Genomic DNA, 26,499 nt, shown 5'->3' with positions numbered 1-26,499 from the left:
CACACGGATAACAAGATTCCATTAGCCACGCCCGCTGACACCGGGCCAACGAAGAACTTTGAACCATGGCCACTATCCACGTAGACGGCAAAGCGCTCGAAGTCGATGGGGCAGACAACCTGTTACAGGCATGTCTGTCTCTGGGCCTCGATATTCCGTATTTCTGCTGGCACCCTGCCCTGGGCAGCGTTGGCGCTTGCCGCCAGTGCGCGGTCAAGCAGTACACCGACGAGAACGACACCCGTGGTCGTATCGTCATGTCCTGCATGACCCCTGCCACCGACAACACCTGGATCTCCATCGATGATGAAGAATCCAAGGCTTTCCGTGCCAGTGTTGTTGAATGGCTGATGACCAACCACCCTCACGACTGCCCGGTCTGTGAAGAAGGCGGTCACTGCCACCTGCAAGACATGACGGTAATGACCGGCCACAACGAGCGCCGTTACCGCTTCACCAAGCGTACCCACCAGAACCAGCAACTGGGCCCGTTCATTTCCCACGAAATGAACCGCTGCATCGCTTGCTACCGCTGCGTGCGCTTCTACAAGGACTACGCCGGCGGCACCGATCTGGGTGTGTTCGGCGCCCACGACAACGTGTACTTCGGTCGCGTTGAAGACGGCACCCTGGAAAGCGAGTTCTCCGGCAACCTCACCGAGGTCTGCCCGACCGGTGTGTTCACCGACAAGACTCACTCCGAGCGCTACAACCGTAAATGGGACATGCAGTTCTCGCCGAGCATCTGCCATGGCTGCTCCAGCGGTTGCAACATTTCCCCGGGCGAGCGTTACGGCGAACTGCGTCGCATCGAAAACCGTTTCAACGGTTCGGTGAACCAGTACTTCCTGTGCGACCGTGGCCGCTTCGGCTATGGCTACGTCAACCGCGAAGACCGTCCACGCCAGCCGCTGCTGGCCAATGGCACCAAGCTGAGCCTCGACGACGCGCTGGATAAAGCTGCTGATTTGCTGCGCGGTCGCAACATCGTCGGCATCGGTTCGCCTCGCGCCAGCCTCGAAAGCAACTACGCGTTGCGCGAACTGGTTGGTGCCGAGCACTTCTACTCGGGTATCGAAGCCGCCGAACTGGAGCGCATCCGCCTGGTCCTGCAAGTGCTCAAAGACAGCCCGCTGCCAGTGCCGAACATGCGCGACATCGAAGACCACGACGCCGTGTTCGTCCTCGGTGAAGACCTGACCCAGACGGCTGCGCGCATGGCCCTGTCCCTGCGTCAATCGGTCAAGGGCAAGGCCGAAGACATGGCCGACGCCATGCGCGTCCAGCCTTGGCTCGACGCCGCCGTGAAGAACATCGGCCAGCACGCGCTGAACCCGCTGTTCATCGCCAGCCTGGCTGAAACCAAGCTCGACGACATCGCCGAAGAGTGCGTTCACGCCGCTCCCGACGACCTGGCCCGCATCGGTTTCGCCGTGGCGCACGCCCTCGACGCCAGCGCACCGGCCGTTGAAGGCCTGGACAGCGAAGCGCTCGAACTGGCCAAGCGCATTGCCGACGCCCTGCTCGCGGCCAAGCGCCCACTGATCATCGCCGGTACTTCCCTGGGCTCCAAAGCCCTGATCGAAGCTGCCGCGAACATCGCCAAGGCCCTGAAGCTGCGCGAGAAGAACGGCTCCATCAGCCTGATCGTGCCGGAGGCCAACAGCCTCGGCCTGGCCATGCTCGGTGGCGAATCGGTCGACGCCGCGCTGCAAGCGGTGATCGACGGCAAGGCTGACGCCATTGTCGTGCTGGAAAACGATCTGTACACCCGTACCGACAAAGCCCGTGTCGATGCCGCCCTGACTGCCGCGAAAGTGCTGATCGTGGCCGACCATCAGAAGACTGCCACCAGCGATCGCGCGCACCTGGTGCTGCCAGCTGCCAGCTTCGCTGAAGGCGACGGTACCCTGGTCAGCCAGGAAGGCCGCGCCCAGCGCTTCTTCCAGGTCTTCGATCCGAAGTACATGGACGCCAGCATCTTGGTCCACGAAGGCTGGCGCTGGCTGCATGCCCTGCGCGCCACCCTGCTGAACCAGCCGATCGACTGGACCCAGCTGGACCACGCCACCGCCGCTGTCGCTTCCAGCACACCGGTCCTGAACCGCATTGTCGACGCCGCACCGTCCGCCGCGTTCCGCATCAAGGGCATGAAACTGGCCCGTGAACCGCTGCGCTACTCCGGTCGTACCGCCATGCGCGCCGACATCAGCGTGCACGAACCGCGTACCCCGCAGGACAAGGACACCGCGTTCGCCTTCTCCATGGAAGGTTACTCGGGTTCGGCCGAACCGCGTCAGCAAGTGCCATTCGCCTGGTCTCCGGGCTGGAACTCGCCGCAAGCCTGGAACAAGTTCCAGGACGAAGTCGGTGGTCACATCCGCGCTGGCGACCCGGGCACCCGCCTGATCGAAAGCACCGGTGATTCACTGAACTGGTTCGCCAGCGTTCCGCGTGCGTTCAATCCGGCTCCAGGCACCTGGCAGGTCGTGCCGTTCTTCCACCTGTTCGGCAGCGAAGAGAACTCTTCGAAAGCCGCTCCGGTTCAGGAACGCATTCCGGCTGCCTACGTTGCACTGGCCAAGTCCGAAGCCGACCGCCTGGGCGTCAACGACGGTGCCATGCTGAGCCTGAACGTGGCCGGCCAGACCCTGCGTCTGCCGCTGCGCATCAATGAAGAACTGGGCGCAGGCCTGGTGGCCTTGCCTGCGGGCATCGCCGGCATTCCGCCAGCAATCTTTGGCAAATCCGTTGACGGTCTGCAGGAGGCAGCTCAATGACCTGGTTCACTCCTGAAGTGATCGACGTGATCATCGCGGTCCTCAAGGCCGTGGTGATTCTGCTCGCCGTGGTGATCTGCGGCGCCCTGCTCAGCTGGGTCGAGCGTCGCCTGCTTGCCCTCTGGCAGGACCGTTACGGTCCGAACCGCGTCGGTCCGTTCGGCGCGTTCCAGATCGCCGCCGACATGATCAAGATGTTCTTCAAGGAAGACTGGACGCCTCCATTCGCCGACAAGATGATCTTCACCCTGGCACCGGTCGTGGCCATGAGCGCCCTGCTGATTGCCTTCGCGATCATCCCGATCACCCCGACCTGGGGCGTGGCGGACATCAACATCGGCATCCTGTTCTTCTTCGCCATGGCTGGCCTCTCGGTCTACGCGGTGCTGTTCGCCGGCTGGTCGAGCAACAACAAGTTCGCCCTGCTGGGCAGCTTGCGTGCCTCGGCGCAAACCGTGTCGTACGAAGTGTTCATGGGCCTGTCGCTGATGGGCATCGTGATCCAGGTCGGCTCGTTCAACATGCGCGACATCGTTGAATATCAAGCGCAGAACCTGTGGTTCATCATTCCGCAGATCTTCGGGTTCCTGACCTTCTTCATCGCTGGCGTGGCCGTGACTCACCGTCACCCGTTCGACCAGCCGGAAGCGGAGCAGGAACTGGCCGACGGTTACCACATTGAATACGCCGGCATGAAATGGGGCATGTTCTTCGTCGGCGAGTACATCGGCATCGTGTTGATTTCGGCACTGCTGGTGACCTTGTTCTTCGGTGGCTGGCACGGTCCGTTCGGTCTCCTGCCGCAGATCCCGTTCATCTGGTTCGCACTGAAAACCGCGTTCTTCATCATGATGTTCATCCTGCTGCGCGCGTCGATTCCGCGTCCACGGTATGACCAGGTGATGGATTTCAGCTGGAAGTTCTGCCTGCCGCTGACCCTCGTCAACATGCTGGTGACCGCTGCGATCGTGTTGCTCAACACGCCCGCCGTCGCGGCTCAGTGAGGATAGAGAATCATGAAGTACATATTTGACATCGTGCATGGCTTCTACACCCAGCTTCGCAGCCTGGTGATGATTTTCGGCCACGCCTTCCGCAAGCGCGACACGCTGCAGTACCCGGAAGAACCGGTCTACCTGCCGCCGCGCTACCGTGGACGCATCGTCCTGACCCGCGACCCCGATGGCGAAGAGCGTTGCGTAGCCTGCAACCTGTGCGCCGTGGCCTGCCCGGTCGGTTGCATCTCGCTGCAGAAAGCTGAAACCGAAGACGGTCGCTGGTACCCGGACTTCTTCCGCATCAACTTCTCGCGCTGCATTTTCTGTGGCCTCTGCGAGGAAGCCTGCCCGACCACCGCGATCCAGCTGACACCGGATTTCGAGATGGCCGAGTTCAAACGTCAGGACCTGGTTTACGAGAAAGAAGATCTGCTGATCTCCGGCCCCGGCAAAAACCCTGATTACAACTTCTATCGTGTTGCAGGTATGGCGATTGCCGGGAAGCCGAAAGGCTCCGCGCAGAACGAAGCCGAACCGATCAACGTGAAGAGCTTGCTGCCTTAAGGAAGAAAGATGGAATTCGCTTTCTATTTCGCATCGGGTATCGCTGTGGTGTCCACGCTTCGCGTGATCACCCACACCAACCCTGTGCACGCCCTGCTCTACCTGATCATTTCGCTGATCGCCGTGGCCATGACGTTCTTCGCCCTCGGCGCACCGTTTGCCGGTGTCCTGGAAGTGATCGCCTACGCTGGCGCCATCATGGTGCTGTTCGTGTTCGTGGTGATGATGCTGAACCTGGGCCCGGCCTCGGTTCAGCAAGAGCGCGTCTGGCTCAAGCCCGGCATATGGGGCGGCCCGGTCCTCCTCGCCGCGCTGCTGCTGGTGGAACTGCTGTACGTGCTGTTCTCCCACCAGAGCGGCCAGGCCGTCGGCCACACCACCGTAGACGCCAAGGCCGTGGGCATCAGCCTGTTCGGTCCTTACCTGCTGGTGGTTGAACTCGCCTCGATGCTGCTGCTCGCCGCAGCCGTCACGGCGTTCCACTTGGGCCGCAACGAAGCCAAGGAGCAATGACGATGCCTGCTATCCCCATGGAGCATGGTCTGGCGGTCGCCGGCATCCTGTTCTGCCTCGGTCTGGTCGGCCTGATGGTCCGCCGCAACATCCTTTTCGTGCTGATGAGCCTGGAGGTCATGATGAATGCCTCCGCTTTGGCGTTCATCGTTGCCGGTAGCCGCTGGGCGCAGCCGGATGGACAGATCATGTTCATCCTGGTGATCAGCCTGGCAGCCGCCGAGGCCAGTATCGGCCTGGCGATCCTGCTGCAACTGTATCGCCGCTTCCACACGCTCGATATCGACGCTGCCAGTGAGATGCGCGGATGAACCTTCTCTATCTGACTTTCGTATTCCCTCTCATCGGTTTCCTGCTGCTGTCGTTCTCCCGTGGACGCATCTCGGAAAACCTGGCCGCGCTGATTGGCGTCGGCTCCATCGGTCTGTCGGCGATCGTTACCGCCTACGTGATCTGGCAATTCAACGTCGCACCGCCGGAAGGCGGCCACTACACCCAGGTGTTGTGGCAGTGGATGGCGGTGGAAGGCTTCACGCCTAACTTCGCCCTGTACCTGGACGGCCTGTCCGTGACCATGCTCGGTGTGGTCGTCGGCGTCGGCTTCCTGATCCACCTGTTCGCGTCCTGGTACATGCGCGGTGAAGCCGGTTACTCGCGTTTCTTCGCCTACACCAACCTGTTCATCGCCAGCATGCTGTTCCTCGTGCTGGGCGATAACCTGTTGTTTCTGTACTTCGGCTGGGAAGGCGTGGGCCTGTGCTCGTACCTGTTGATCGGTTTCTACTACAGCAACCGCAACAACGGTAACGCCGCACTCAAAGCCTTCATCGTGACCCGCATCGGTGACGTGTTCATGGCCATCGGTCTGTTCATTCTGTTTGCCCAACTGGGCACGCTGAACGTCCAGGAACTGCTGGTGCTGGCACCGCAGAAATTCCAGGCCGGCGACTTCTGGATGGTCATGGCCACCCTGATGCTGCTGGGCGGCGCTGTCGGTAAATCCGCGCAACTGCCACTGCAAACCTGGCTGGCGGACGCGATGGCCGGTCCTACTCCGGTTTCGGCACTGATCCACGCCGCAACCATGGTGACCGCCGGTGTCTACCTGATCGCCCGTACCCACGGCCTGTTCACCCTGGCGCCGGAAATCCTGCACCTGGTAGGCATTGTCGGTGGCGTGACCCTGGTCCTGGCAGGTTTTGCAGCCCTGGTTCAAACCGACATCAAGCGTATCCTCGCCTACTCGACCATGAGCCAGATTGGCTACATGTTCCTGGCCCTGGGCGTCGGTGCCTGGGATGGCGCGATCTTCCACCTGATGACCCACGCCTTCTTCAAGGCCCTGCTGTTCCTTGCGTCCGGTGCGGTGATCGTTGCCTGCCACCACGAACAGGACATCTTCAAGATGGGCGGCCTGTGGAAGAAGCTGCCACTGGCCTACGCCAGCTTCATCGTCGGCGGCGCGGCCCTGGCGGCCCTGCCACTGGTGACCGCGGGCTTCTACTCCAAGGACGAAATCCTCTGGGAAGCGTTTGCCAGCGGTAACGAAGGTCTGCTGTATGCAGGTCTGGTGGGTGCGTTCATGACTTCGCTGTACACCTTCCGCCTGATCTTCATCGCGTTCCACGGTGAAGCGAAGACCGAAGCCCACGCCGGTCACGGCATTGCCCACTGGCTGCCCCTGTCGGTGCTGATCGTGCTGTCGACCTTCGTCGGCGCAATGATCGTTCCACCGCTGCACGGCGTGCTGCCTGAGAGCGTCGGCCATGCCGGCGGCGAAGCCAAGCACAGCCTGGAAATCGCCTCGGGCGCCATCGCCCTGGCCGGTATCCTGCTGTCCGCGCTGCTGTTCCTCGGCAAGCGTCGCTTCGTGACGGCCATCGCCAACAGCAGCATCGGCCGTGTCCTCTCGGCCTGGTGGTTCGCTGCCTGGGGCTTCGACTGGATCTACGACAAACTGTTCGTCAAGCCGTACCTGGCGATCAGCCACATCCTGCGCAAAGACCCGCTCGACCAGACCATCGGTCTGATCCCGCGCATGGCCAAAGGCGGTCACACCGCCCTGAGCCGTACCGAGACCGGTCAACTGCGTTGGTATGCCGCCTCGATGGCTGCTGGTGCCGTGCTGGTCATCGGCGCCGTCGTGCTGGTAGCGGTCTGATATGAACCTTGCGAATTTGCGAAAGGAAACGAACCCGTCATGATTCTGCCTTGGCTAATCCTGATCCCCTTCATCGGCGGCCTGCTGTGCTGGATGGGTGAGCGCTTCGGCGCCACCCTCCCCCGCTGGATTGCGCTGATCACCATGTCCCTGCTGCTCTCCCTCGGCCTCTGGCTGTGGGCCAACGGTGACTATTCATTTGCCCCGGCGCCTGGCGCCGACCCGACCTGGGCGCTTGAGTTCAAGCACGTCTGGATCCAGCGCTTCGGCATCAATGTGCACCTGGCCCTCGACGGCCTGTCGCTGTTGATGATCATGCTGACCGGCCTGCTGGGTGTCCTCTCGGTACTCTGCTCGTGGAAAGAGATCCAGCGTCACGTTGGCTTCTTCCACCTGAACCTGATGTGGATCCTGGGTGGTGTCGTCGGCGTGTTCCTCGCCCTCGACCTGTTCATGTTCTTCTTCTTCTGGGAAATGATGCTGGTGCCGATGTACTTCCTCATCGCGCTCTGGGGTCACAGTTCTTCGGACGGCAAGAAAACCCGGATCTACGCGGCGACCAAGTTCTTCATCTTCACTCAGGCTTCCGGCCTGATCATGCTGGTGGCGATCCTGGGCCTGGTACTGGTCAACTTCAACGACACCGGCGTGATTACCTTCAACTACGCCGACCTGTTGAAGACCAAGATGTCGACGACCACCGAGTACATCCTGATGCTCGGCTTCTTCATCGCCTTCGCGGTCAAGCTGCCAGTCGTACCGTTCCACTCCTGGCTGCCTGACGCTCACGCCCAGGCACCGACCGCAGGTTCCGTCGACCTCGCCGGTATCTTGCTGAAAACCGCTGCCTACGGCCTGCTGCGTTTCGCCCTGCCGCTGTTCCCGAATGCATCGGCCGAGTTCGCGCCGTTCGCCATGACCCTGGGTCTGATCGGGATCTTCTACGGTGCGTTCCTGGCGTTCGCGCAAACCGACATCAAGCGTCTGATCGCCTTCTCGTCCGTTTCCCACATGGGTTTCGTACTGATCGGCATCTACTCCGGCAGCCAACTGGCGCTGCAGGGCGCGGTGATGCAGATGCTGGCCCACGGTCTGTCGGCAGCGGCACTCTTTATCCTGAGTGGCCAATTGTACGAACGCACTCACACCCGCGACATGCGTGAAATGGGTGGCCTGTGGTCGAAGATCGCCTACCTGCCGGCCCTCAGCCTGTTCTTCGCGGCGGCGTCCCTGGGCTTGCCGGGTACCGGTAACTTCGTCGGTGAGTTCCTGATCCTGATCGGCACCTTCCCGATCGCCCCATGGGTCACCATCATCGCGACGTCCGGCCTGGTGTTCGGTTCGGTCTACTCGCTGATCATGATCCATCGCGCCTACTTCGGCCCGGCCAAGTCGGACGCGGTGCTGCATGGCATGGACGGTCGCGAAATGATCATGGTGGTCGGTCTGGCTGCACTGCTGATCTACATCGGCGTGTACCCACAACCGTTCCTCGATACCTCTGCCGCTACGATGCATGGCGTGCAGCAGTGGCTCGGTACCGCCTTCACTCAACTCGCTTCGGCCCGGTAAGAGCGCTATGGAATTCACGACTCAACACTTTATCGCGCTAGCGCCGCTGTTGATTACCAGCGCCACGATCATCGTGGTGATGCTGGCGATCGCCTGGCGCCGCAACCACTCCCAGACCTTCCTGCTGTCGGTGGCCGGTCTGAACCTGGCATTGCTGTCGATCCTGCCTGCCTTGAAAGTCGCGCCTCTGGCCGTGACCCCATTGCTGCAGATCGACACCTTCGCCTGCCTGTACATGGCGCTGATCCTGGTCGCCACCCTCGCCTGTGTGACCCTCGCCCACGCCTACCTTGGCGATGGCGGTTCGGGTTACCCGGGCAACCGTGAAGAACTGTACCTGCTGATCCTGATGGCCGCCGCCGGTGGCCTGGTTTTGGTCAGCGCGCAGCACCTGGCCGGTTTGTTCGTCGGTCTGGAACTGCTGTCGGTACCGGTCTACGGTCTGGTGGCCTATGCCTTCTTCAACAAGCGCTCGCTGGAAGCCGGTATCAAGTACATGGTGCTGTCGGCGGCCGGCTCGGCGTTCCTGTTGTTCGGTATGGCCCTGCTCTACGCTGACGCCGGTTCCCTGAGCTTTGTCGGTATCGGCCAGGCGCTGGCGGCCACCGGCCTGCCAAGCTCGCTGGCGCAACTGGGTCTGGGCATGATGCTGATCGGCCTGGCATTCAAGCTGTCGCTGGTGCCGTTCCACCTCTGGACCCCGGACGTCTACGAAGGTGCTCCGGCGCCGGTCGCAGCGTTCCTGGCCACCGCGTCGAAAGTGGCGGTGTTCGCGGTGATGGTGCGTCTGTTCCAGATCTCGCCAGCGGCCAGCAGCGGTGTGCTGAGCAACGTGCTGACCATCATCGCCATCGCGTCGATCCTGTTCGGTAACCTGCTGGCCCTGACCCAAAGCAACCTCAAGCGTCTGCTGGGTTACTCGTCCATCGCCCACTTCGGCTACCTGCTGATCGCCCTGGTGGCGAGCAAGGGCCTGGCCGTGGAAGCCATTGGCGTGTACCTGGTCACCTACGTGATCACCAGCCTCGGCGCCTTCGGCGTGATCACCCTGATGTCCTCGCCGTACAACGGCCGTGACGCGGATGCCCTGTACGAATACCGCGGCCTGTTCTGGCGCCGTCCGTACCTGACCGCCGTACTGACCGTGATGATGCTGTCCCTGGCCGGTATCCCGCTGACCGCGGGCTTCATCGGCAAGTTCTACATCATCGCCACCGGTGTCGAGTCGCACCAATGGTGGCTGGTCGGCTCCCTGGTACTGGGCAGCGCCATCGGCGTGTTCTATTACCTGCGTGTGATGGTCACCCTGTACCTGATCGAACCGAACCTGCGTCGCCACGATGCGCAACTGCACTGGGAACAACGTGCAGGCGGCGTGATGCTGCTGGCCATCGCGGTACTGGCCTTCTTCCTCGGCCTGTACCCACAACCGCTGCTGAACCTGGTTCAACAGTCGGGTCTGGCGGGTTGATCGCTTAGGCGATACTCGGCAACAAACAGAAACGGCACCTTCGGGTGCCGTTTTTGCGTTTGGGGTTTTCAAGGTCAAAAGATCGCAGCCTCCGGCAGCTCCTACATTTGGGAGGCGTACATCCTGTAGGAGCTGCCGCAGGCTGCGATCTTTTGATCTTAATACCCTACCCTTTTCAGGAAGCAGCCTATGCGACAGTAGGTGATGGCTGACAAGTTTTCGGGTTTCGTTTTTGTGGCAAGGGAGCTTGCTCCCTCGCCACAGGTCATCTGTTGTATTGATAAGTGTTGTTCTGGGTGGAGAAGCAGGTGGTTTGTGGGACTTGTTACTGCCCTACCCTCGTGAGTCCACCCACAAACCACTCGAATTAGTTCGGTCTAAAAAAGTCGATCGGACTGTCATCTCTGACAGGTTACACCGTGCTTGTTTTATTGCTAATTTGAATCGTGCCATAGACTTGATCTGGAACGGGCGCATGAATTCAAGTATTGACTCGCGAACCCCACACATCGCGGTTACTAACAGCCGTGGTTTACCGGTGCGTCAGGTTGCCTACTGGCGCCAGGACACCAGCGAGTTCGAGGCTCGGGTCACTGTGCAGCAGTATGACGTCGCCGGACGGCTGGTGACACAGCGGGATCCGCGACGGTCGACAGACGCATCTGCTCCCGCCAACCTCTCCACGACGTACTCCCTGTCCGGCCGGGTAATTAGCACGATCAGCGTCGATGCAGGGTGGCATGTCAGCTTGTTGAGTTCACCGGATCGGCCCGTGCACAGTTGGGATAGCCGGGGCAGTCAGCGCTGGGCTGACTACGACGAGCAAATGCGAACGCTGGCGGTGTTCGAACAGACGGCTGATGGCCAGCCGTTGTGTACCGAGCGATGTGGTTATGGCGGAGCTGACCCAGCATTCGCCGAGCACAACCAGTGTGGGCGACTGATTCGTCACGATGATCCAGCAGGCACGCAGCTATTTTCGGCATTCGGATTGACCGGTGGGGTTTCAGAGCTGACTCGATATTTTCTGTGCTCTGTGGAACTCCCCGACTGGCCCCAGTTTGTGACCGAGCGCGACAAGTTGCTTGAGTCCGGCCAAGGGGCCACGAGCCGCTCACACTTCAACTCGTTGGGCGAAATCATTGAGCAGACCGACGCCAAAGGCCACCGACAGTTTCTTGGCCAAACCCTCGAAGGTCAATTGCGCGAGGTTAGTCTGCAATTGGCGAAGGAGATCGAGCCGAAAATCCTGGTCAGTGCCATCCAGTACAACGCCCATTCTCAGACGGTCCAGGAAATAGCTGGCAACGGCACAATCACCACGCTGCAATACGCGCCTGACAGCGGCCGCCTGATTCGGCTTCAAACCAAACGGAGCAACGGCGTTCTGCAAGACTTGCATTATGCCTACGACCCGGTCGGCAATGTGCTCAGCATCGAAGATGCTGCCCTGCCGATCCGCTACTTCGCCAATCAGCGGGTCGAACCGATCAACCACTACGTGTATGACAGCCTCTATCAGTTGATAAAGGCGACGGGGTGGGAGGCTGGTAGACCCAATCAGGGCCCGCAGCTATTGGTGTTCGACGATCCTGCACCGTGCGCCAATTACACCCAGACCTACCGCTACGACCGGGGTGGCAATCTACTGGAATTAACTCACCAAGGTGCGCAAAACCACAGCCATCGCCTGGTTGCAGCCGCGCAGAGCAACCGTTGTTTACCAGTGCGCAATGGTGTGGAACCGACCGAGGAAGACTTTCGCAACAACTTCGATGCCAACGGCAATTTGCTCAACCTGCAACCCGGACAGTCTCTGCGTTGGGACCTGCGCAACCAATTACGCGAAGTCCGGCCGGTTGAGCGAGCCTCTGGTCCTGACGATAGCGAGCGCTACGTTTACGGCGCCGATGGAATGCGTATGCGTAAAGTCCGGCAGATGCAAACCAATACCCGAACGCTGTTCTCTGAAGTCCGTTATCTTCCAAATCTGGAAATCCGCACCCACAGTGGTACGGGGGACGTGTTGCAGGTGATCAGCGTTCAGGCCGGACGCAGCACCGTGCGGGTCCTGCACTGGGAATCCGAGCCACCCAAAGATACTCCCAACGATCAATATCGTTACAGCCTCAATGATCATCTGGGTTCCTGCGCCTTGGAGCTCGACAGTTCAGGTTACGTGATCAGCCAGGAGCGGTATCACCCCTTTGGCACAACTGCGTGGTTCGCCGGATGCGGGGACGTCGAGGCGAGTCATAAAACAGTGCGGTATTCGGGGAAAGAGCGGGATGCAACGGGGCTTTATTACTTTGGTTTCAGGTATTACGTGGCGTGGTTGCAGCGTTGGCTCAATCCGGATCCGGCGGGGACGGAGGATGGATTGAATTTGTTTGCTATCGTGAAAAACAATCCAATCACTTACTTCGATGTTGATGGGCGAGTACGCGAGGGGATTCATAGAGACCATCTGAAAGAAGAGGCCGTTGAGTACTTGCCTTCGTCGTTATCAGGAACACCGTCATCAGCAAACATTGTTAGTACCGACAGCCAACAACTCAATTCCCCTGATACGCCTCCGAGCCCTCGAGAAAGCACCAGTAATACGGATCCTTTTGACGAATTAATGGAAAAGCTTCATCTGGCGCCTGAAAAAACCAGGAGTAGTTTCATTTCTGTTGCAGAGGATATTGGTGGTCGCCCCCGTATAGCGGGAGGCGGCGAGGGGGAAATCTACGAGAGCTCTGACGGAAAACATGTTTACAAGAAGTTCAAGGGCATGAATAGGGAAACCAGCATTCCCCGTTCTATCGAGTCTGAAGCAGAGAGTTTTAACGCTTATTACGGAGCCGGATCCGCAACAGCACTCTTGGAGGACAATCAGGTGTACCTCAAGATGATCAAACTGGATGGCATCCCCCTCAACGAGATTCAAAAAGGTTCTATCCCGCAGCACGCCGCCAGGGCGTTGCTAGATATGTTCGATGAAATGGAGGAAAAAGATCTGTTCCACAACGATGTACAAGGCACAAATTTTCTTTACTCCAAGAGGGACTATAAAGTTTATCCCGTGGACATGGCGGCGGATCCGTACGAGCTAGCTCAGTACTCAATCGACGTATACGACAGGAATAAAATAAAACTGCTTACAGAATTTGCAAGTAACGTACAACGCTGATTTTTACCTCTGAGTTTAATGATGTTCGCGAAATCAGCAGACATACCGTGAAACTGCGAGAGCGGGCTTGCCCGCGAAGACGGCAGATCAATTACAAAAGAAAACGGCACCTATCGGTGCCGTTCGCCTTTCACACTCCCAAACATTTACTTACGCGCATCCGCCCACGATTTCAGCAGCTCGCTGTAGCTCACGGTCTCGCCCTTAGGCTTCTCGTTCGCCAGTTTCGGCTTCGGTGCGCCCGGCTGATCGAACCAGTACTGAGCATCGCGCTCAGGGTTCATTTTCGGTGCGCAGGTGGCTTGTGCCTTCGAACGCTCCAGGCGGGTCATGATCGCGTCCTGATCCTTGGCCAGGCCGTCGAGCGCCTGTTGCGGGGTTTTGTCGCCGCTGGCTGCTTCGGCGATGTGGCTCCACCACAACTGCGCGAGGCGAGGATAATCAGGCACGTTGGTCCCGGTCGGGGTCCATTGCACGCGGGCCGGGCTGCGGTAGAACTCCACCAGGCCGCCGAGTTTCGGTGCCAGGTCGGTCATCGCCTGCGAGTTGATGTCCGACTCGCGGATAGGCGTCAGGCCGACGATGGTTTTCTTGAGCGACACGGTTTTCGAGGTCACGAACTGCGCATAGAGCCAGGCCGCCAGTTTCTGCTTCTCAGGCGTGGACTTCATGAAGGTCCAAGACCCCACGTCCTGATAGCCCAGCTTCATGCCCTCCTCCCAGTACGGTCCCCGCGGTGACGGCGCCATGCGCCATTTCGGCGTGCCATCGGCGTTCATCACCGCCAGGCCTGGCTTGGTCATGTCGGCGGTGAAGGCGGTGTACCAGAAAATCTGCTGGGCGATGCTGCCCTGGGAGGGCACCGGGCCGGATTCGGAGAAGGTCATGCCCGCCGCTTCCGGTGGCGCATACTTTTTCAGCCAGTCGACGTACTTGGTGGTGGCGAACACCGCCGCCGGGCCGTTGGTGTCGCCGCCGCGGGTCACGCTGGAACCCACCGGGTGGCAGTCCTCGACACGAATGCCCCACTCGTCCACCGGCAAGCCATTGGGGATGCCCTTGTCGCCACCACCGGCCATGGAGAACCAGGCATCGGTGAAACGCCAGCCCAGGGACGGGTCCTTCTTGCCGTAGTCCATGTGCCCGTAGACGCGCTTGCCGTCGATTTCCTTGACGTCTTCGCTGAAGAACTTGGCAATGTCTTCATAGGCGGACCAGTTCACCGGTACGCCCAGCTCGTAACCGTACTTTTCCTTGAACTTGGCCTTGAGGTCCGCACGTTCGAACCAGTCGGCACGGAACCAGTACAGGTTGGCGAACTGCTGGTCAGGCAACTGGTAGATCTTGCCGTCCGGCGCGGTGGTGAAGGAAATGCCGATGAAGTCCTTGAGGTCGAGGGTCGGCGAGGTGAAGTCCTTGCCTTCGTTCGCCATCAGGTCGGTGATCGATTCGGTCTTGCCGTACCGAAAGTGCGTACCGATCAAGTCCGAGTCGTTGACCCAGCCGTCATAGATGCTCTTGTCCGATTGCATCACGGTCTGCAGCTTTTCCACCACGTCGCCTTCCTGCAGCAGGTCGTGGGTCAGCTTGATCCCGGTGATCTCGGTGAAGGCCTTGGCCAGGACCTTGGACTCGTACTCGTGGGTGGCGATGGTTTCCGACACCACCTTGATGTTCATTCCGCGAAAGGGTTCCGCCGCCTTGATGAACCACTTCAATTCTTCCAGCTGCTGATCGGCCGTCAGTGTGGATGGTTTGAATTCACTGCCGATCCATTTTTTTGCGGCATCTTCGTAGGCATCGGCCCAGGCCGAAGCGCTCAAACCGCTGAGTGCCAGCATGGCTGCCAATGAAATGCTATGTCGCAGCTTATTGTTTTTGTCGAACATAAGACCTCCTTATAGGGTTTCGGAGCAGGCTCTGTACGAGAGCTGCCTGCGCGTCGATCATGCTGCGTTAAAAACAGGCTCGGTATGCTCATTGACTGACGTCAACTCCGCTACCTCGCCTGTTTTTGCCTTGCCTGATCGCCGCTCGGCGATCTCTCGTACAGACCCTAGCCCCAACGCATCACAGCCAACAGCCACACCAGGGACAACGCGAACGCCACCCAGATGCTCCAGTCGGTGACGCCGATTACCAGCAAATGCAGGTAGGCGCTGCCGAGAAGACCGATGAACAAGCGATCGCCACGGGTAGTGGCAATCGGTAGCAAACCTCGCCGAAGCACGCTCGGCGAACGCAACTCCCAGGTGGTCATGCCCACCAGGATCAAGCCGATAACACCAAAAAATGCCGCCGTGGGGACGGTCCAGCTCATCCATTCCATCATCAGTTCCTCATACCCGGCCCAGGGCAAAGCCCTTGGCCACGTGGTTGCGAACAAACCAGATCACCAGCATGCCCGGCAGGATGGTCAACACCCCTGCCGCCGCCAGTACCCCCCAATCGATACCGGATGCCGAAACCGTACGCGTCATCACCGCCGCGATGGGTTTGGCGTTCACCGAGGTGAGGGTTCGCGCCAGCAGCAGTTCGACCCAGGAAAACATGAAGCAGAAGAACGCCGTCACACCGATGCCGGAGCCGATCAACGGGATGAAGATCTTCACGAAGAACTTGGGAAAACTGTAGCCATCAATGTAGGCGGTTTCGTCGATTTCCTTGGGTACGCCCGACATGAAGCCTTCGAGAATCCACACCGCCAGCGGCACGTTGAACAGGCAGTGAGCCAGGGCAACGGCTATATGGGTGTCGAACAACCCGATCGACGAATACAGCTGGAAGAACGGCAACAGGAACACCGCCGGCGGCGCCATGCGGTTGGTCAGCAGCCAGAAGAACAGGTGCTTGTCGCCCAGGAAGCGATAACGCGAAAACGCATAAGCCGCCGGCAATGCCACGGTCAGGGAAATGATCGTGTTCAGGCTCACGTAATACGCTGAGTTGATGTAGCCGGTGTACCAGCTCGGGTCGGTGAAGATCACCTTGTAGTTGGCCAGGGTGAAATCCTGCGGGAACAGCGTCAGGCCGCCGAGGATTTCGCTGTTGCTCTTGAAGGACATGTTCAGCAGCCAGTAGATCGGCACCAGCAGGAACAGGATGTAGAGCAGCAGGGGTATCAACTTTCTCTTGCTCATGGCGCGGGCCTCAGCGGTTGGCGTCAGAGTGAGTCATGGCGGTGTAGAACAGCCAGGACACCAACAGGATGATCAGGAAGTACACCAGCGAGAACGCCGCGGCCGGCCCCAGGTCGAATTGCCCTACGGCCATCTGGGTCAGGGTCTGGCTGAGGAAGGTCGTGGCATTGCCCGGGCCGCCGCCGGTCAGCACGAACGGCTCGGTGTAGATCATGAAACTGTCCATGAAGCGCAGCATCACCGCGATCAGCAGCACGCTCTTGAGCTTGGGCAACTGGATATGCCGGAACACCGCCCAGGCCGAGGCACGGTCGATCCGCGCCGCCTGGTAATACACATCCGGAATCGCCCGCAACCCGGAGAAACACAACAGCGCCACCAACGAGGTCCAGTGCCAGACGTCCATCACCAGCACGGTGACCCAGGCGTCCGCGGTGTTCGCCGCATAGTTGTAGCTGATGCCCATGGCATTGAGGCTTGAACCGAGCAGGCCGATGTCGGCGCGGCCGAAGATCTGCCAGATGGTGCCGACCACGTTCCACGGGATCAGTAGCGGGATCGCCAACACGATCAACACCACCGACGACCAGCGGCCCTTGGTCGGCATGGTCAGGGCGATGGCGATGCCCAGCGGAATTTCGATCAGCAGCACGCAGGCGGAATAGATGAACTGACGCAGCAACGAGTCGTGCAGCCGAGGGTCGAGCAGTACCTGCTTGTACCAGTCGGCACCGACGAAATAGCGGCTGGACTGGTCGAAAATGTCCTGCACCGAATAGTTGACCACGGTCATCATCGGGATCACCGCACTGAACGCCACCAGCAGGAACACCGGCAGCACCAGCCACCAGGCCTTGTTGTTCTGCACCTTGTTCATGGCTGCGCCTCCTGGTTGGCATGGGCTTCGAGCAGGAAATCATCGGCGTACACCATCAACCACTGCGCCGGAAAACTGATGTAGGCCGTGCCTTGCGGCACCGGTTTGTCTTCAGCCAGGCGCACCTTCAGGGTCGCGCCGTCGAGGTTGAGGGTCATGATCTTGTAAGTGCCCAGGTCCTCGACGTGTACGACCTGTGCCCGCAGCGCGTCATCAAAGGCTTCGTCCCAGACATGAACGAACTCCGGGCGAATGCCGACCTTCAGGGTTTTCCATTCGGATTCGGCGATGCGTTGCTGCATGGCCTCGGACAGCGGCAGGTGGGTCGAGGCGAACCCGACGCCCCCCGGTCGCGGCTGCACCTCGATCAGGTTCATCCCCGGGCTGCCGATGAAGTAGCCGACAAAGGTGTGGCTCGGGCGCTCGAACAATTCCCGCGGTGTGCCGAATTGCACGATCTGCCCGCCGTACATCACCGCAATCTTGTCAGCGAAGGTCGAGGCCTCCAGTTGATCGTGGGTGACGTAGACCATGGTGATGTTGAACTGCTCGTGGATCTGCTTGAGCTTGCGTCGCAGTTTCCACTTCAGGTGCGGATCGATCACCGTCAGCGGCTCGTCGAACAGGATCGCCGACACATCGTCGCGCACCAGCCCGCGGCCCATGGAGACTTTCTGTTTTTCGTCGGCGGTGAGGTTGCGCGCCTTTTTGCTCAGCAGGTTCTGCAGGTCGAGGACTTCGGCGATTTCCTGGACCTTGGTATGAATTCTTGCCTCGGCCATGCCCTGGTTGCGCAGGGGGAAGGCCAGGTTGTCGAACACCGTCATGGTGTCGTAGACCACCGGGAACTGAAAAACCTGAGCAATGTTGCGCTTCTCCGGCGTCAGGTCGTTGACCGCTTTGCCGTCGAACAAGACATGCCCCTGGGACGGGCTGAGCAGCCCGGAAATAATGTTGAGCAAGGTTGATTTGCCACAGCCCGACGGACCGAGTAACGCATAGGCGCCGCCCTGCTCCCAGATGTGGTCCATCTCGCGGATCGCGTAGTCCTCGGGTCCCACCGGGGTTTTGGTGTAGCTGTGGGCGAGGTTCTGCAAACGAATTTCGGCCATCAGGCTACCCTCGCGACACGCTGGCCCGGCGCCTGCACCAGCCGGCCCTGCGTATCGAACACAAACAGTTTATGGGTCGGGATGTAGATACGGATCGGCGCGTCGACGTCGTACTCGTGAACACCCGGCAAGTGCAGCACCAGCAGGAAATGCTCGTTGCGCACGTGCAGGAAAGTTTCCGAGCCGCTGATCTCCGCCACCTCAACGGTCACCGCCAGTTCGAGGTCATCGTCATTGCTCGGCACCAGCGAGATATGGCTGGGTCGCACGCCGAAACGGAACTCGCCCTCGCCCACCGGACGCAAATCGACATTGAGCGGGAAGTGCACGAAGTTGGCGAAGCTCACTTCGTTGCCGGCAATGCGCCCTGGCATCAGGTTGATCGGCGGCTCGGAGAACAGCTCCGCCGCCAGCACGGTTTGCGGCTGGTGATAGACCGAAGACGACTGACCGCTCTGGATTACCCGGCCTTCGTGAAGAATGGTGGTGGTACCGCCCAGGGCCAGGGCTTCGTTGGGTTCGGTGGTGGCATAGATCGCGATGGTATGGCGCGCCTTGAACAGCTCGCGCATTTCCTGGCGCAGTTCCTCGCGCAACTTGTAGTCGAGGTTGACCAGCGGCTCGTCGAACAGGATCAACTCGGCATCCTTGACCAGCGCCCGGGCCATGGCCGTGCGTTGTTGCTGGCCACCGGAAAGCTCCAGCGGATAACGCTTCAGAAACTTTTCGATGCGCAGCATCTTCGCGGTTTCCAGCACCTTGCTCTGGATCAGCTCGCTGGATACACCGGCCTGGCGCAGCGGCGAGGCGATGTTGTCGAACACTGTCATGGTCGGGTAATTGATGAACTGCTGATAGACCATCGACACATTGCGCAAGCGCACTGGCCGTTGGGTAACGTCGACGCCGTTCATCAGGATGCGGCCGCTGTCGGGCTTGTCCAGACCGGCCATCAGGCGCATCAGGCTGGTTTTGCCGGACAGGGTGCGCCCCAGCAAAACGTTGAAGGAACCGGGTTCAAAACTCAGGTTGGCATCGTCGATCCAGGTCTGGCCCTCGACGGTGCGGCTGACGTGCTCCAGGGTGAGTGACATGGGTCGGCCTTTTATTATTGGAGTCAAGCGACCGGAGCGATAAAGCGACATCCGTGCCAAAAATCCCAAGCCATTGATTCAGCTAGAAATCAGTGAAAACCACAGCCCGTCGACGTTCGTTGCTGAACACAAATGAACAATCTGAAATGAACAATTGAACAGTTCACCCATTGACAGTGAACAATAGTGAACAACACTCTAGACACCGTTCACGCCTCTCCGTAGGAGCTGCCGCAGGCTGCGATCTTTTGATCTTGCTCTTCAAAAACAAGATCAAAAGATCGCAGCCTGCGGCAGCTCCTACAGGGGGTGCATGTAGCCATAACAACAATAAAATGCTGATTCAGAGACTGACTGCCATGCCCGCACCCGCATCGCCGCTGTCCCACGACGCCATCATCCAGGACTCCTGGTCGCGTTGCCGCGCGTTCGGCCTCAGTCATCAGAGCGCGCCGGCATTCGATCAATTGCCGGCCGCGGGCATCGCGCAACTGCTGGAGAGCCAGCACTCACTGGTGCAAACCACCCACCAGGAAGTGCTGCCCTACTACGAGAACATCCTGAGCAATTCCAATTGCCTGATCATGCTCGCCGACCATCAGGGCCAGGTACTCACCTCGTGGGGCACCCAGCGCTTTATCGAGCCGAAGCTGGCCCGGGGTTTCAGCGCCGGCGCCAGCTGGATGGAACGTTGCACCGGCACCAACGCCATTGGCACCGCCCTGGCCTGTGAACAAGCCGTGCACATCGAGCACGATGAACATTTCCTCAAGGCCAACCGCTTCATGACCGGTTCCGCCGCGCCGATTTTCGATGCCGAGCGCAAGGTGATCGCGGTGCTGGACGTGTCCAGCGACAGCTACCTGCCGCCATCGCACACCCTGGGCATGGTCAAGATGATGAGCCAGACCGTGGAAAACCGGCTGATCCTCAACCTGTTCCATGGCCAGCATTTCCAGTTGACGTTCAATACCGGGCTGAACAACCTCGACAGCCAATGGGCCGGCTTGCTGATTTTCGATGAAAGTGGCCAAGTGCTGTCGGCCAATCGCCGGGCCGACAATCTGCTGGGCATCAGCCTGTCGCGGGTCAGTGTCGAGAGCCTGTTCAAGGTCTCGCTGCTGGAACTGCTCAATCAGCCCGAAGGCCTGCCCTTCGCCTTGCAAACCTCAGGACGCAACCGCTTCCAGTGCCTGCTGAAGCGGCCGAAACAGGCATCCATTCAACCTCGAGTGTTTGCCGAGCCGGTTGTCGCTGCACCCGCGGCCATCAGCCTCAACACCCTGCATTTCGGCGACAGCCGCGTGGAAAAAGCCGTGCGCCAGGCCGAACGCTTGCTGGAAAAAGACATTCCACTGCTGATCCACGGTGAAACCGGGGTCGGCAAGGAAGTGTTCGTCAAAGCCCTGCACCAGGCCAGCTCGCGTAGCAAACAAGCGCTCATCGCCGTCAACTGTGCGGCGATTCCCGCCGAACTGGTGGAATCCGAGTTATTCGGCTATGAGAAAGGCGCGTTCACCGGCGCCAACCAGAAAGGCAGCATCGGGCTGATCCGCAAGGCTGACAAAGGCACGCTGTTTCTCGACGAAATCGGCGACATGCCGCTGCCGACTCAGGCGCGTTTGTTGCGGGTGTTGCAGGAGCGTTGCGTGCAGCCAGTGGGCAGCAGCGAATTGTTCCCTGTGGACTTGCGCATCATTTCAGCGACCAACCGCTCGCTGCGCGAACAAGTACAGCTGGGGCGGTTTCGTGAAGACTTGTACTACCGCATCGGCGGCCTGACCCTGGAACTGCCGCCCCTGCGTGAGCGCAGCGATAAGGAGGCACTGTTCAAGCGCCTGTGGGAGCAGCACCGCGAACCAGCGCAATGGGCCGGTTTGAGCCAGGAAGTGATGGCGTTGTTCAGCCGCCACCCGTGGCCGGGCAACTTGCGCCAGGTCAGCAGCGTGATCCAGGTGGCCCTGGCCATGGCCGAGGAACAACCGGTACGGGCAGAGCACTTGCCGGATGATTTTTTTGTCGACCTGGAGATGGAACCGGTGGAGATGCCGGAGCCGCTGGGCATCGACTTGAACGATGTGGAAGCACTGAATCGGCAGTTGCAGGCGGTCGGCGGGAATATTTCGTATCTGGCGCGCTTGTTGGGGGTTAGCCGCAATACACTTTACAAGCGGTTGCGGCAATTGGACGGTTGAAAAAGATCGCAGCCTTCGGCAGCTCCTACAAGGTGTACGCAATCCACGTGTAGGAGCTGCCGAAGGCTGCGATCTTTTGATTCTAAAAAACAAAAACCCGCACAAGGCGGGTTTTGCTTTACAGCGGATCAGGCAATCAGTCAGCCAGACGCCAGGTCGTGCCGCCCTTGCCGTCTTCCAGCACCACGCCCATGGCGGTGAGTTGGTCGCGGATGCGGTCGGATTCGGCCCAGTCCTTGCCGGCACGTGCCGCCAGGCGAGCGGCAATCAGCGCCTCGACTTCGGCTGCATCCACGCGCCCTTCGGCACCGGCCTGCAGGAAGTCATCGGCTTCGAGCTGCAACACACCCAGCACGCTGGCCAGTTCTTTCAGACGCGCCGCCAGGCCGGCCGCTGCATGGAGATCGCTCTCGCGCAGACGGTTGATCTCGCGGACCATCTCGAACAGCACCGCGCAAGCTTCCGGCGTGCCGAAGTCGTCGTTCATCACCTGGGTGAACCGCTCGACAAAGGCTTCGCCGCCGGCCGGCGCCACGTTTGGCAGGCCTTTCAACGCGTGGTAGAAACGCTCCAGGGCGCCCTTGGCGTCCTTGAGGTTGTCTTCCGAATAGTTGATCGCGCTGCGGTAGTGGCTCGATACCAGCAGGTAACGCACGACTTCCGGGTGGTACTTGTCGAGCACGTCGCGGATGGTGAAGAAGTTGTTCAAGGACTTGGACATCTTCTCGCCATTGATACGGATCATGCCGCAATGCATCCACGCGTTGGCGTAGGTCTTGCCGGTGGCCGCTTCACTCTGGGCGATTTCGTTTTCGTGGTGCGGGAACTCAAGGTCGCTGCCGCCGCCATGAATGTCGAAGGTTTCGCCCAGGCAGCAGGTCGACATCACCGAGCATTCGATGTGCCAGCCCGGACGCCCGGCGCCCCACGGCGATTCCCAGCTCGGTTCGCCCGGCTTGGCGGCTTTCCACAGCACGAAGTCCAGCGGGTCCTGCTTGGACTCGTCGACTTCGATGCGTGCGCCGATGCGCAGGTCTTCGATCTTCTTGCGCGACAGCTTGCCGTAGCCCATGAACTTGCCGACGCGGTAGTACACGTCGCCATTGCCCGGGGCGTAGGCATAACCCTTGTCGATCAGGGTCTGGATCATCGCGTGCATGCCCGGGATGTGATCGGTGGCACGCGGCTCCATGTCCGGCTTCTTGATGTTCAAGCGCGCTTCGTCTTCGTGCATCGCCGCGATCATGCGCTCGGTCAAGGCTTCGAACGACTCGCCGTTCTCGTTGGCCCGGTTGATGATCTTGTCGTCGATGTCGGTGATGTTGCGCACATAGGTCAGGTCGTAGCCGCTGAAGCGCAACCAACGGGTCACCAGGTCGAACGCAACCATGCTGCGGCCGTGGCCCAGGTGGCAGTAGTCGTACACGGTCATGCCGCACACGTACATGCGCACCTTGTTGCCATCGAGCGGCTTGAAGACTTCTTTGCTCTTGGTGAGCGTGTTGTAGATCGTAAGCACGTTATTTCCCTTGACGCTGAATCACTGGCCCCACGAATCACGCAGGGTCACGGTACGGTTGAATACCGGCTGACCTGGTTTCGAGTCCTTGAGATCGGCGACGAAGTAACCTTCGCGCTCGAACTGGAAACGGTCTTCCGGCTGTGCATTGCCCAGCGAGGGTTCAGCACGACAACCGGTGAGCACCTGCAGCGAGTCAGGGTTGATGTTGTCCAGGAAACTGGCGCTGTCTTCGGCCTTCTCCGGGTTCGGAGAACGGAACAGCCGATCGTACAGACGCACTTCGCACTCGACGCTGGCCGCGGCCGGCACCCAGTGGATCACGCCTTTGACCTTGCGGCCTTCCGGGTTCTTGCCCAGGGTGTCCGGGTCGTAAGAGCAGCGCAGTTCGACGATGTTGCCATCGGCGTCCTTGATCGCTTCGTCGGCGCGGATCACGTAGCTGCCACGCAGACGCACTTCACCGGCCGGCTCCAGGCGCTTGTAGCCCTTCGGCGGCTCTTCCATGAAGTCTTCACGGTCGATGTAGATTTCACGGGCGAACGGCAAGGCGCGCACGCCCATGTCTTCCTTCGGATGACGCGGCAGTTCGAGGTTCTCGACCTGGCCTTCCGGGTAGTTGGTGATCACGACTTTCAGCGGACGCAACACGCACATGGCACGCGGAGCGCTCTGGTCGAGGTCGTCACGGATGCTGAATTCGAGCATGCCGAAGTCGACCACACCGTCGGAACGGTTGGTGCCGATCATTTCGCAGAAGTTGCGGATCGATTTCGGCGTGTAGCCACGGCGGCGGAAACCCGACAGCGTGGACATGCGCGGGTCGTCCCAGCCGTTGACGTGCTTTTCATCGACCAACTGCTTGAGCTTACGCTTGCTGGTGATGGTGTAGTTCAGGTTCAGACGGCTGAACTCGTACTGGCGCGGGTTGGCCGGTACCGGCAGATGCTCGAGGAACCACTCGTACAGCGGACGGTGGCTTTCGAACTCCAGGGTGCAGATCGAGTGGGTGATGCCTTCGATGGCGTCCGACTGACCGTGGGTGAAGTCGTAGTTCGGGTAGATGCACCACTTGTCACCGGTCTGGTGGTGGTGAGCGTGACGGATGCGATACATGATCGGGTCACGCAGGTTCATGTTCGGCGAGGCCATGTCGATCTTGGCCCGCAGCACGCGTGCGCCGTCCGGGAACTCGCCGGCCTTCATGCGGGCGAACAGGTCCAGGTTCTCTTCGACGCTGCGGTCGCGGAACGGGCTGTTCTTGCCAGGTTCGGTCAGGCTGCCACGGTATTCCTTGGCTTGCTCCGGAGTCAGGTCATCGACGTAGGCATTGCCGGATTTGATCAACTCCACCGCCCAGTCATGCAACTGGTCGAAATACTGCGAGGCGTAGCGCACTTCACCAGACCACTCGAAGCCCAGCCATTTGACGTCGCTTTCGATCGCGTCGATGTATTCCTGGTCTTCCTTGGCCGGGTTGGTGTCGTCGAAACGCAGGTGCGTGACGCCGCCGAACTCCTGGGCCAGGCCGAAGTTCACACAGATCGACTTGGCATGGCCGATGTGCAGGTAGCCGTTGGGCTCAGGCGGGAAACGGGTGACGATCTGCGTGTGCTTGCCCGAGTCCAGGTCTGCCTGGATGATCGGCCGCAGGAAGTTGACCGGCACGGCTGGGCCGGTCTTGGCATTCGAGGTAGGGTCGACAGTGGGCTTGCTCATAGGATCCTTGAACGTACAAGTGCGTGGCCGTAATGAAGGCCGGACAAAACAAAGCCGCTATCATAGCCGATGCCGTCAAGTACCTGACAGAGCGCACTCTGTAAACCGTCGCATTTAATGGGCCGCAAATGAAAAAACTGCCTCGAAATTCGTGCCTGTCACGCTAAACTGCGCACCTTGGCCGAGACAGGCTGAACCGGTTAGGGGATGGAATGTCCCAAAACCACGAATTCCTTAAGTATGCTTCTCCTGAAAAGAGTGCTGATCATGACCCAAGTCAAACTGACTACCAATTTCGGCGACATCGTCATCGAACTGAACGCCGACAAAGCCCCGATCACCGTGGCCAACTTCGTCGAGTACGTTAAAGCCGGTCACTACGAAAACACCGTTTTCCACCGTGTCATCGGTAACTTCATGATCCAGGGCGGCGGTTTCGAGCCAGGCATGAAAGAAAAGAAAGACAAGCGCCCAAGCATCCAGAACGAAGCCGACAACGGTCTTTCCAACGACAAGTACACTATCGCCATGGCCCGCACCATGGAGCCGCATTCGGCTTCCGCACAGTTCTTCATCAACGTGGCGGACAACAGCTTCCTCAACCACAGCGGCAAGAACGTTCAAGGCTGGGGCTACGCGGTATTCGGTAAAGTGACCGCCGGCACCGACGTTGTCGACAAGATCAAAGGCGTGGCCACCACTTCCAAGGCCGGCCACCAGGACGTACCGGCAGACGACGTGATCATCGAGAAAGCCGAGATCATTGAGTGATATTGCTGATTTCAGATTTACATCTGGAAGAGGAGCGCCCGGACATTACCCGGGCGTTTCTGGATTTGCTCGCCGGACGCGCCCGCTCGGCGAGTGCGTTGTACATCCTGGGCGACTTTTTCGAGGTGTGGATTGGCGACGACGCCATGACGCCCTTCCAGCGTTCCATCTGCCAGGCCCTGCGCGACCTCAGCGACAGCGGCACGGCCATTTTCCTGATGCACGGCAATCGTGATTTCATGCTCGGCAAGGCCTTCTGCAAGCAGGCCGGCTGCACCCTGCTGAAAGACCCGAGTGTCGTGCAATTCAACGGCGAGCCGGTGCTGCTGATGCACGGCGACAGCCTGTGCACCCGCGACGAAGGCTATATGAAGCTGCGCCGCTATCTGCGCAACCCGATTACCCTGTTCATCCTGCGTAACCTGCCCTTGCGCACCCGGCACAAGCTGGCCCGCAAACTGCGCAGTGAAAGCCGTGCCCAGGTGCGGATGAAGGCCAATGACATCGTCGACGTCACGCCCGAAGAGATTCCGCGGATCATGCAGGAGTTCGGGGTGAAGACCTTGATCCATGGGCATACCCATCGTCCGGCCATCCACAAGCTGCAGTTGGGCGACCAGGCCGCCCGGCGCATCGTGCTGGGGGATTGGGATCGTCAGGGTTGGGCGTTGCAGGTGGATGAGCAAGGGTTTGCGCTGGCGCCGTTTGATTTCACACCTCCGCCGCAGCTGGCAGCACCCGCGAACTAACAGCCGAACACAAAAACCTGTGGGAGCGGGCTTGCCCGCGAAGAGGGAGTGTCAGTCAACATCTGTATGACTGATCCGCCGCCTTCGCG

At 59.9% G+C, this 26,499-nt stretch carries 20 protein-coding genes; 12 read left to right on the top strand and 8 right to left on the bottom strand.

Annotated elements, in window-relative coordinates; translation table 11 throughout:
• Nucleotides 1–65 precede the first annotated feature (65 nt).
• From nuoG to KW846_RS16510, 9 genes are all read left to right on the top strand, one after another.
• The gene (nuoG, locus tag KW846_RS16550) at nt 66–2,780 is read left to right on the top strand and encodes an NADH-quinone oxidoreductase subunit NuoG (protein WP_218483506.1); all 2,715 of its coding nucleotides are present in this window, start codon (nt 66–68) and stop codon (nt 2,778–2,780) included.
• The gene (nuoH, locus tag KW846_RS16545; protein WP_116581352.1) at nt 2,777–3,784 is read left to right on the top strand and encodes an NADH-quinone oxidoreductase subunit NuoH; all 1,008 of its coding nucleotides are present in this window, start codon (nt 2,777–2,779) and stop codon (nt 3,782–3,784) included. Before nuoG ends, nuoH begins: the two co-directional genes overlap by 4 nt.
• A 12-nt stretch (nt 3,785–3,796) precedes the next feature.
• A complete protein-coding gene (gene nuoI / locus KW846_RS16540) occupies nt 3,797–4,342 on the top strand; it encodes an NADH-quinone oxidoreductase subunit NuoI (protein WP_007970449.1) in 546 nt (181 codons plus the stop codon).
• A gap of 9 nt (nt 4,343–4,351) precedes the next feature.
• Nucleotides 4,352–4,855, top strand: a complete 504-nt coding sequence (gene nuoJ / locus KW846_RS16535; RefSeq protein ID WP_104447787.1) for an NADH-quinone oxidoreductase subunit J — start codon at nt 4,352–4,354, stop codon at nt 4,853–4,855.
• A gap of 2 nt (nt 4,856–4,857) precedes the next feature.
• Nucleotides 4,858–5,166 carry an NADH-quinone oxidoreductase subunit NuoK gene (nuoK, locus tag KW846_RS16530; RefSeq protein ID WP_007946416.1) on the top strand — a complete coding sequence of 103 codons (309 nt, stop codon included), beginning with the start codon at nt 4,858–4,860 and terminating at the stop codon, nt 5,164–5,166.
• Nucleotides 5,163–7,016 (top strand): NADH-quinone oxidoreductase subunit L, encoded by a 1,854-nt coding sequence (gene nuoL, locus KW846_RS16525; RefSeq protein WP_218483503.1) that lies wholly within the window; start codon nt 5,163–5,165, stop codon nt 7,014–7,016. Before nuoK ends, nuoL begins: the two co-directional genes overlap by 4 nt.
• Before the next feature lie 39 nt (nt 7,017–7,055).
• Nucleotides 7,056–8,588 carry an NADH-quinone oxidoreductase subunit M gene (gene nuoM / locus KW846_RS16520; protein WP_104447789.1) on the top strand — a complete coding sequence of 511 codons (1,533 nt, stop codon included), beginning with the start codon at nt 7,056–7,058 and terminating at the stop codon, nt 8,586–8,588.
• A gap of 7 nt (nt 8,589–8,595) precedes the next feature.
• A complete protein-coding gene (gene nuoN / locus KW846_RS16515) occupies nt 8,596–10,059 on the top strand; it encodes an NADH-quinone oxidoreductase subunit NuoN (RefSeq protein ID WP_175390218.1) in 1,464 nt (487 codons plus the stop codon).
• Between the two features lie 475 nt (nt 10,060–10,534).
• The gene (locus KW846_RS16510) at nt 10,535–13,234 is read left to right on the top strand and encodes an RHS repeat domain-containing protein (protein ID WP_218483501.1); all 2,700 of its coding nucleotides are present in this window, start codon (nt 10,535–10,537) and stop codon (nt 13,232–13,234) included.
• 146 nt (nt 13,235–13,380) lie between these two features.
• Here KW846_RS16510 and KW846_RS16505 read toward each other — a convergent pair whose 3' ends face one another.
• The 6 genes from KW846_RS16505 to KW846_RS16480 all read right to left on the bottom strand — a co-directional run bounded on the left by KW846_RS16505 (nt 13,381) and on the right by KW846_RS16480 (nt 19,457).
• Entirely contained in the window at nt 13,381–15,123 is a 1,743-nt protein-coding gene (locus KW846_RS16505; protein ID WP_007970455.1) for an ABC transporter substrate-binding protein, read from the bottom strand.
• Between the two features lie 167 nt (nt 15,124–15,290).
• Nucleotides 15,291–15,563, bottom strand: a complete 273-nt coding sequence (locus KW846_RS16500) for a DUF2160 domain-containing protein (RefSeq protein ID WP_218483500.1) — start codon at nt 15,561–15,563, stop codon at nt 15,291–15,293.
• Nucleotides 15,564–15,573: 10 nt separating this feature from the next.
• The gene (locus tag KW846_RS16495) at nt 15,574–16,374 is read right to left on the bottom strand and encodes a carbohydrate ABC transporter permease (RefSeq protein ID WP_007970460.1); all 801 of its coding nucleotides are present in this window, start codon (nt 16,372–16,374) and stop codon (nt 15,574–15,576) included.
• A 10-nt stretch (nt 16,375–16,384) separates the two neighbouring features.
• Entirely contained in the window at nt 16,385–17,251 is an 867-nt protein-coding gene (locus KW846_RS16490) for a carbohydrate ABC transporter permease (RefSeq protein ID WP_007970461.1), read from the bottom strand.
• Nucleotides 17,248–18,363, bottom strand: a complete 1,116-nt coding sequence (locus KW846_RS16485) for an ABC transporter ATP-binding protein (RefSeq protein ID WP_218483497.1) — start codon at nt 18,361–18,363, stop codon at nt 17,248–17,250. Before KW846_RS16485 ends, KW846_RS16490 begins: the two co-directional genes overlap by 4 nt.
• Nucleotides 18,363–19,457, bottom strand: coding sequence for an ABC transporter ATP-binding protein (locus tag KW846_RS16480; protein ID WP_015094365.1), 1,095 nt, complete (start codon nt 19,455–19,457; stop codon nt 18,363–18,365). Before KW846_RS16480 ends, KW846_RS16485 begins: the two co-directional genes overlap by 1 nt.
• A 359-nt stretch (nt 19,458–19,816) precedes the next feature.
• Here KW846_RS16480 and KW846_RS16475 point away from each other — a divergent pair, with 359 nt between their 5' ends.
• Complete coding sequence (locus KW846_RS16475) at nt 19,817–21,652, top strand: sigma-54-dependent Fis family transcriptional regulator (protein ID WP_218483495.1); 1,836 nt, start codon at nt 19,817–19,819, stop codon at nt 21,650–21,652.
• A 136-nt stretch (nt 21,653–21,788) separates the two neighbouring features.
• Here the strand turns inward: KW846_RS16475 and cysS are convergent, their stop codons facing one another.
• Together cysS and KW846_RS16465 are read right to left on the bottom strand one after the other, a co-directional pair.
• Nucleotides 21,789–23,171, bottom strand: coding sequence for a cysteine--tRNA ligase (gene cysS, locus KW846_RS16470; protein WP_218483493.1), 1,383 nt, complete (start codon nt 23,169–23,171; stop codon nt 21,789–21,791).
• 21 nt (nt 23,172–23,192) lie between these two features.
• Nucleotides 23,193–24,890 (bottom strand): glutamine--tRNA ligase/YqeY domain fusion protein, encoded by a 1,698-nt coding sequence (locus tag KW846_RS16465; RefSeq protein WP_007970483.1) that lies wholly within the window; start codon nt 24,888–24,890, stop codon nt 23,193–23,195.
• Between the two features lie 267 nt (nt 24,891–25,157).
• On the opposite strand from KW846_RS16465, the gene KW846_RS16460 reads away from it, so the two are divergent.
• Nucleotides 25,158–25,661, top strand: coding sequence for a peptidylprolyl isomerase (locus KW846_RS16460; protein ID WP_007970485.1), 504 nt, complete (start codon nt 25,158–25,160; stop codon nt 25,659–25,661).
• Nucleotides 25,658–26,410 (top strand): UDP-2,3-diacylglucosamine diphosphatase, encoded by a 753-nt coding sequence (lpxH, locus tag KW846_RS16455; protein ID WP_095966513.1) that lies wholly within the window; start codon nt 25,658–25,660, stop codon nt 26,408–26,410. The genes KW846_RS16460 and lpxH overlap by 4 nt, the downstream gene beginning before the upstream one ends.
• The last annotated feature ends 89 nt before the right edge of the window (nt 26,411–26,499 follow it).

The organism is Pseudomonas sp. PDM32 (genome assembly GCF_019219225.1).
GTDB classification, from domain to species: Bacteria; Pseudomonadota; Gammaproteobacteria; order Pseudomonadales; family Pseudomonadaceae; genus Aquipseudomonas; species Aquipseudomonas laurylsulfatiphila.
Note: the sequence above shows the minus strand (reverse complement) of the source record. Positions and strands in the feature narration are given on the sequence as shown.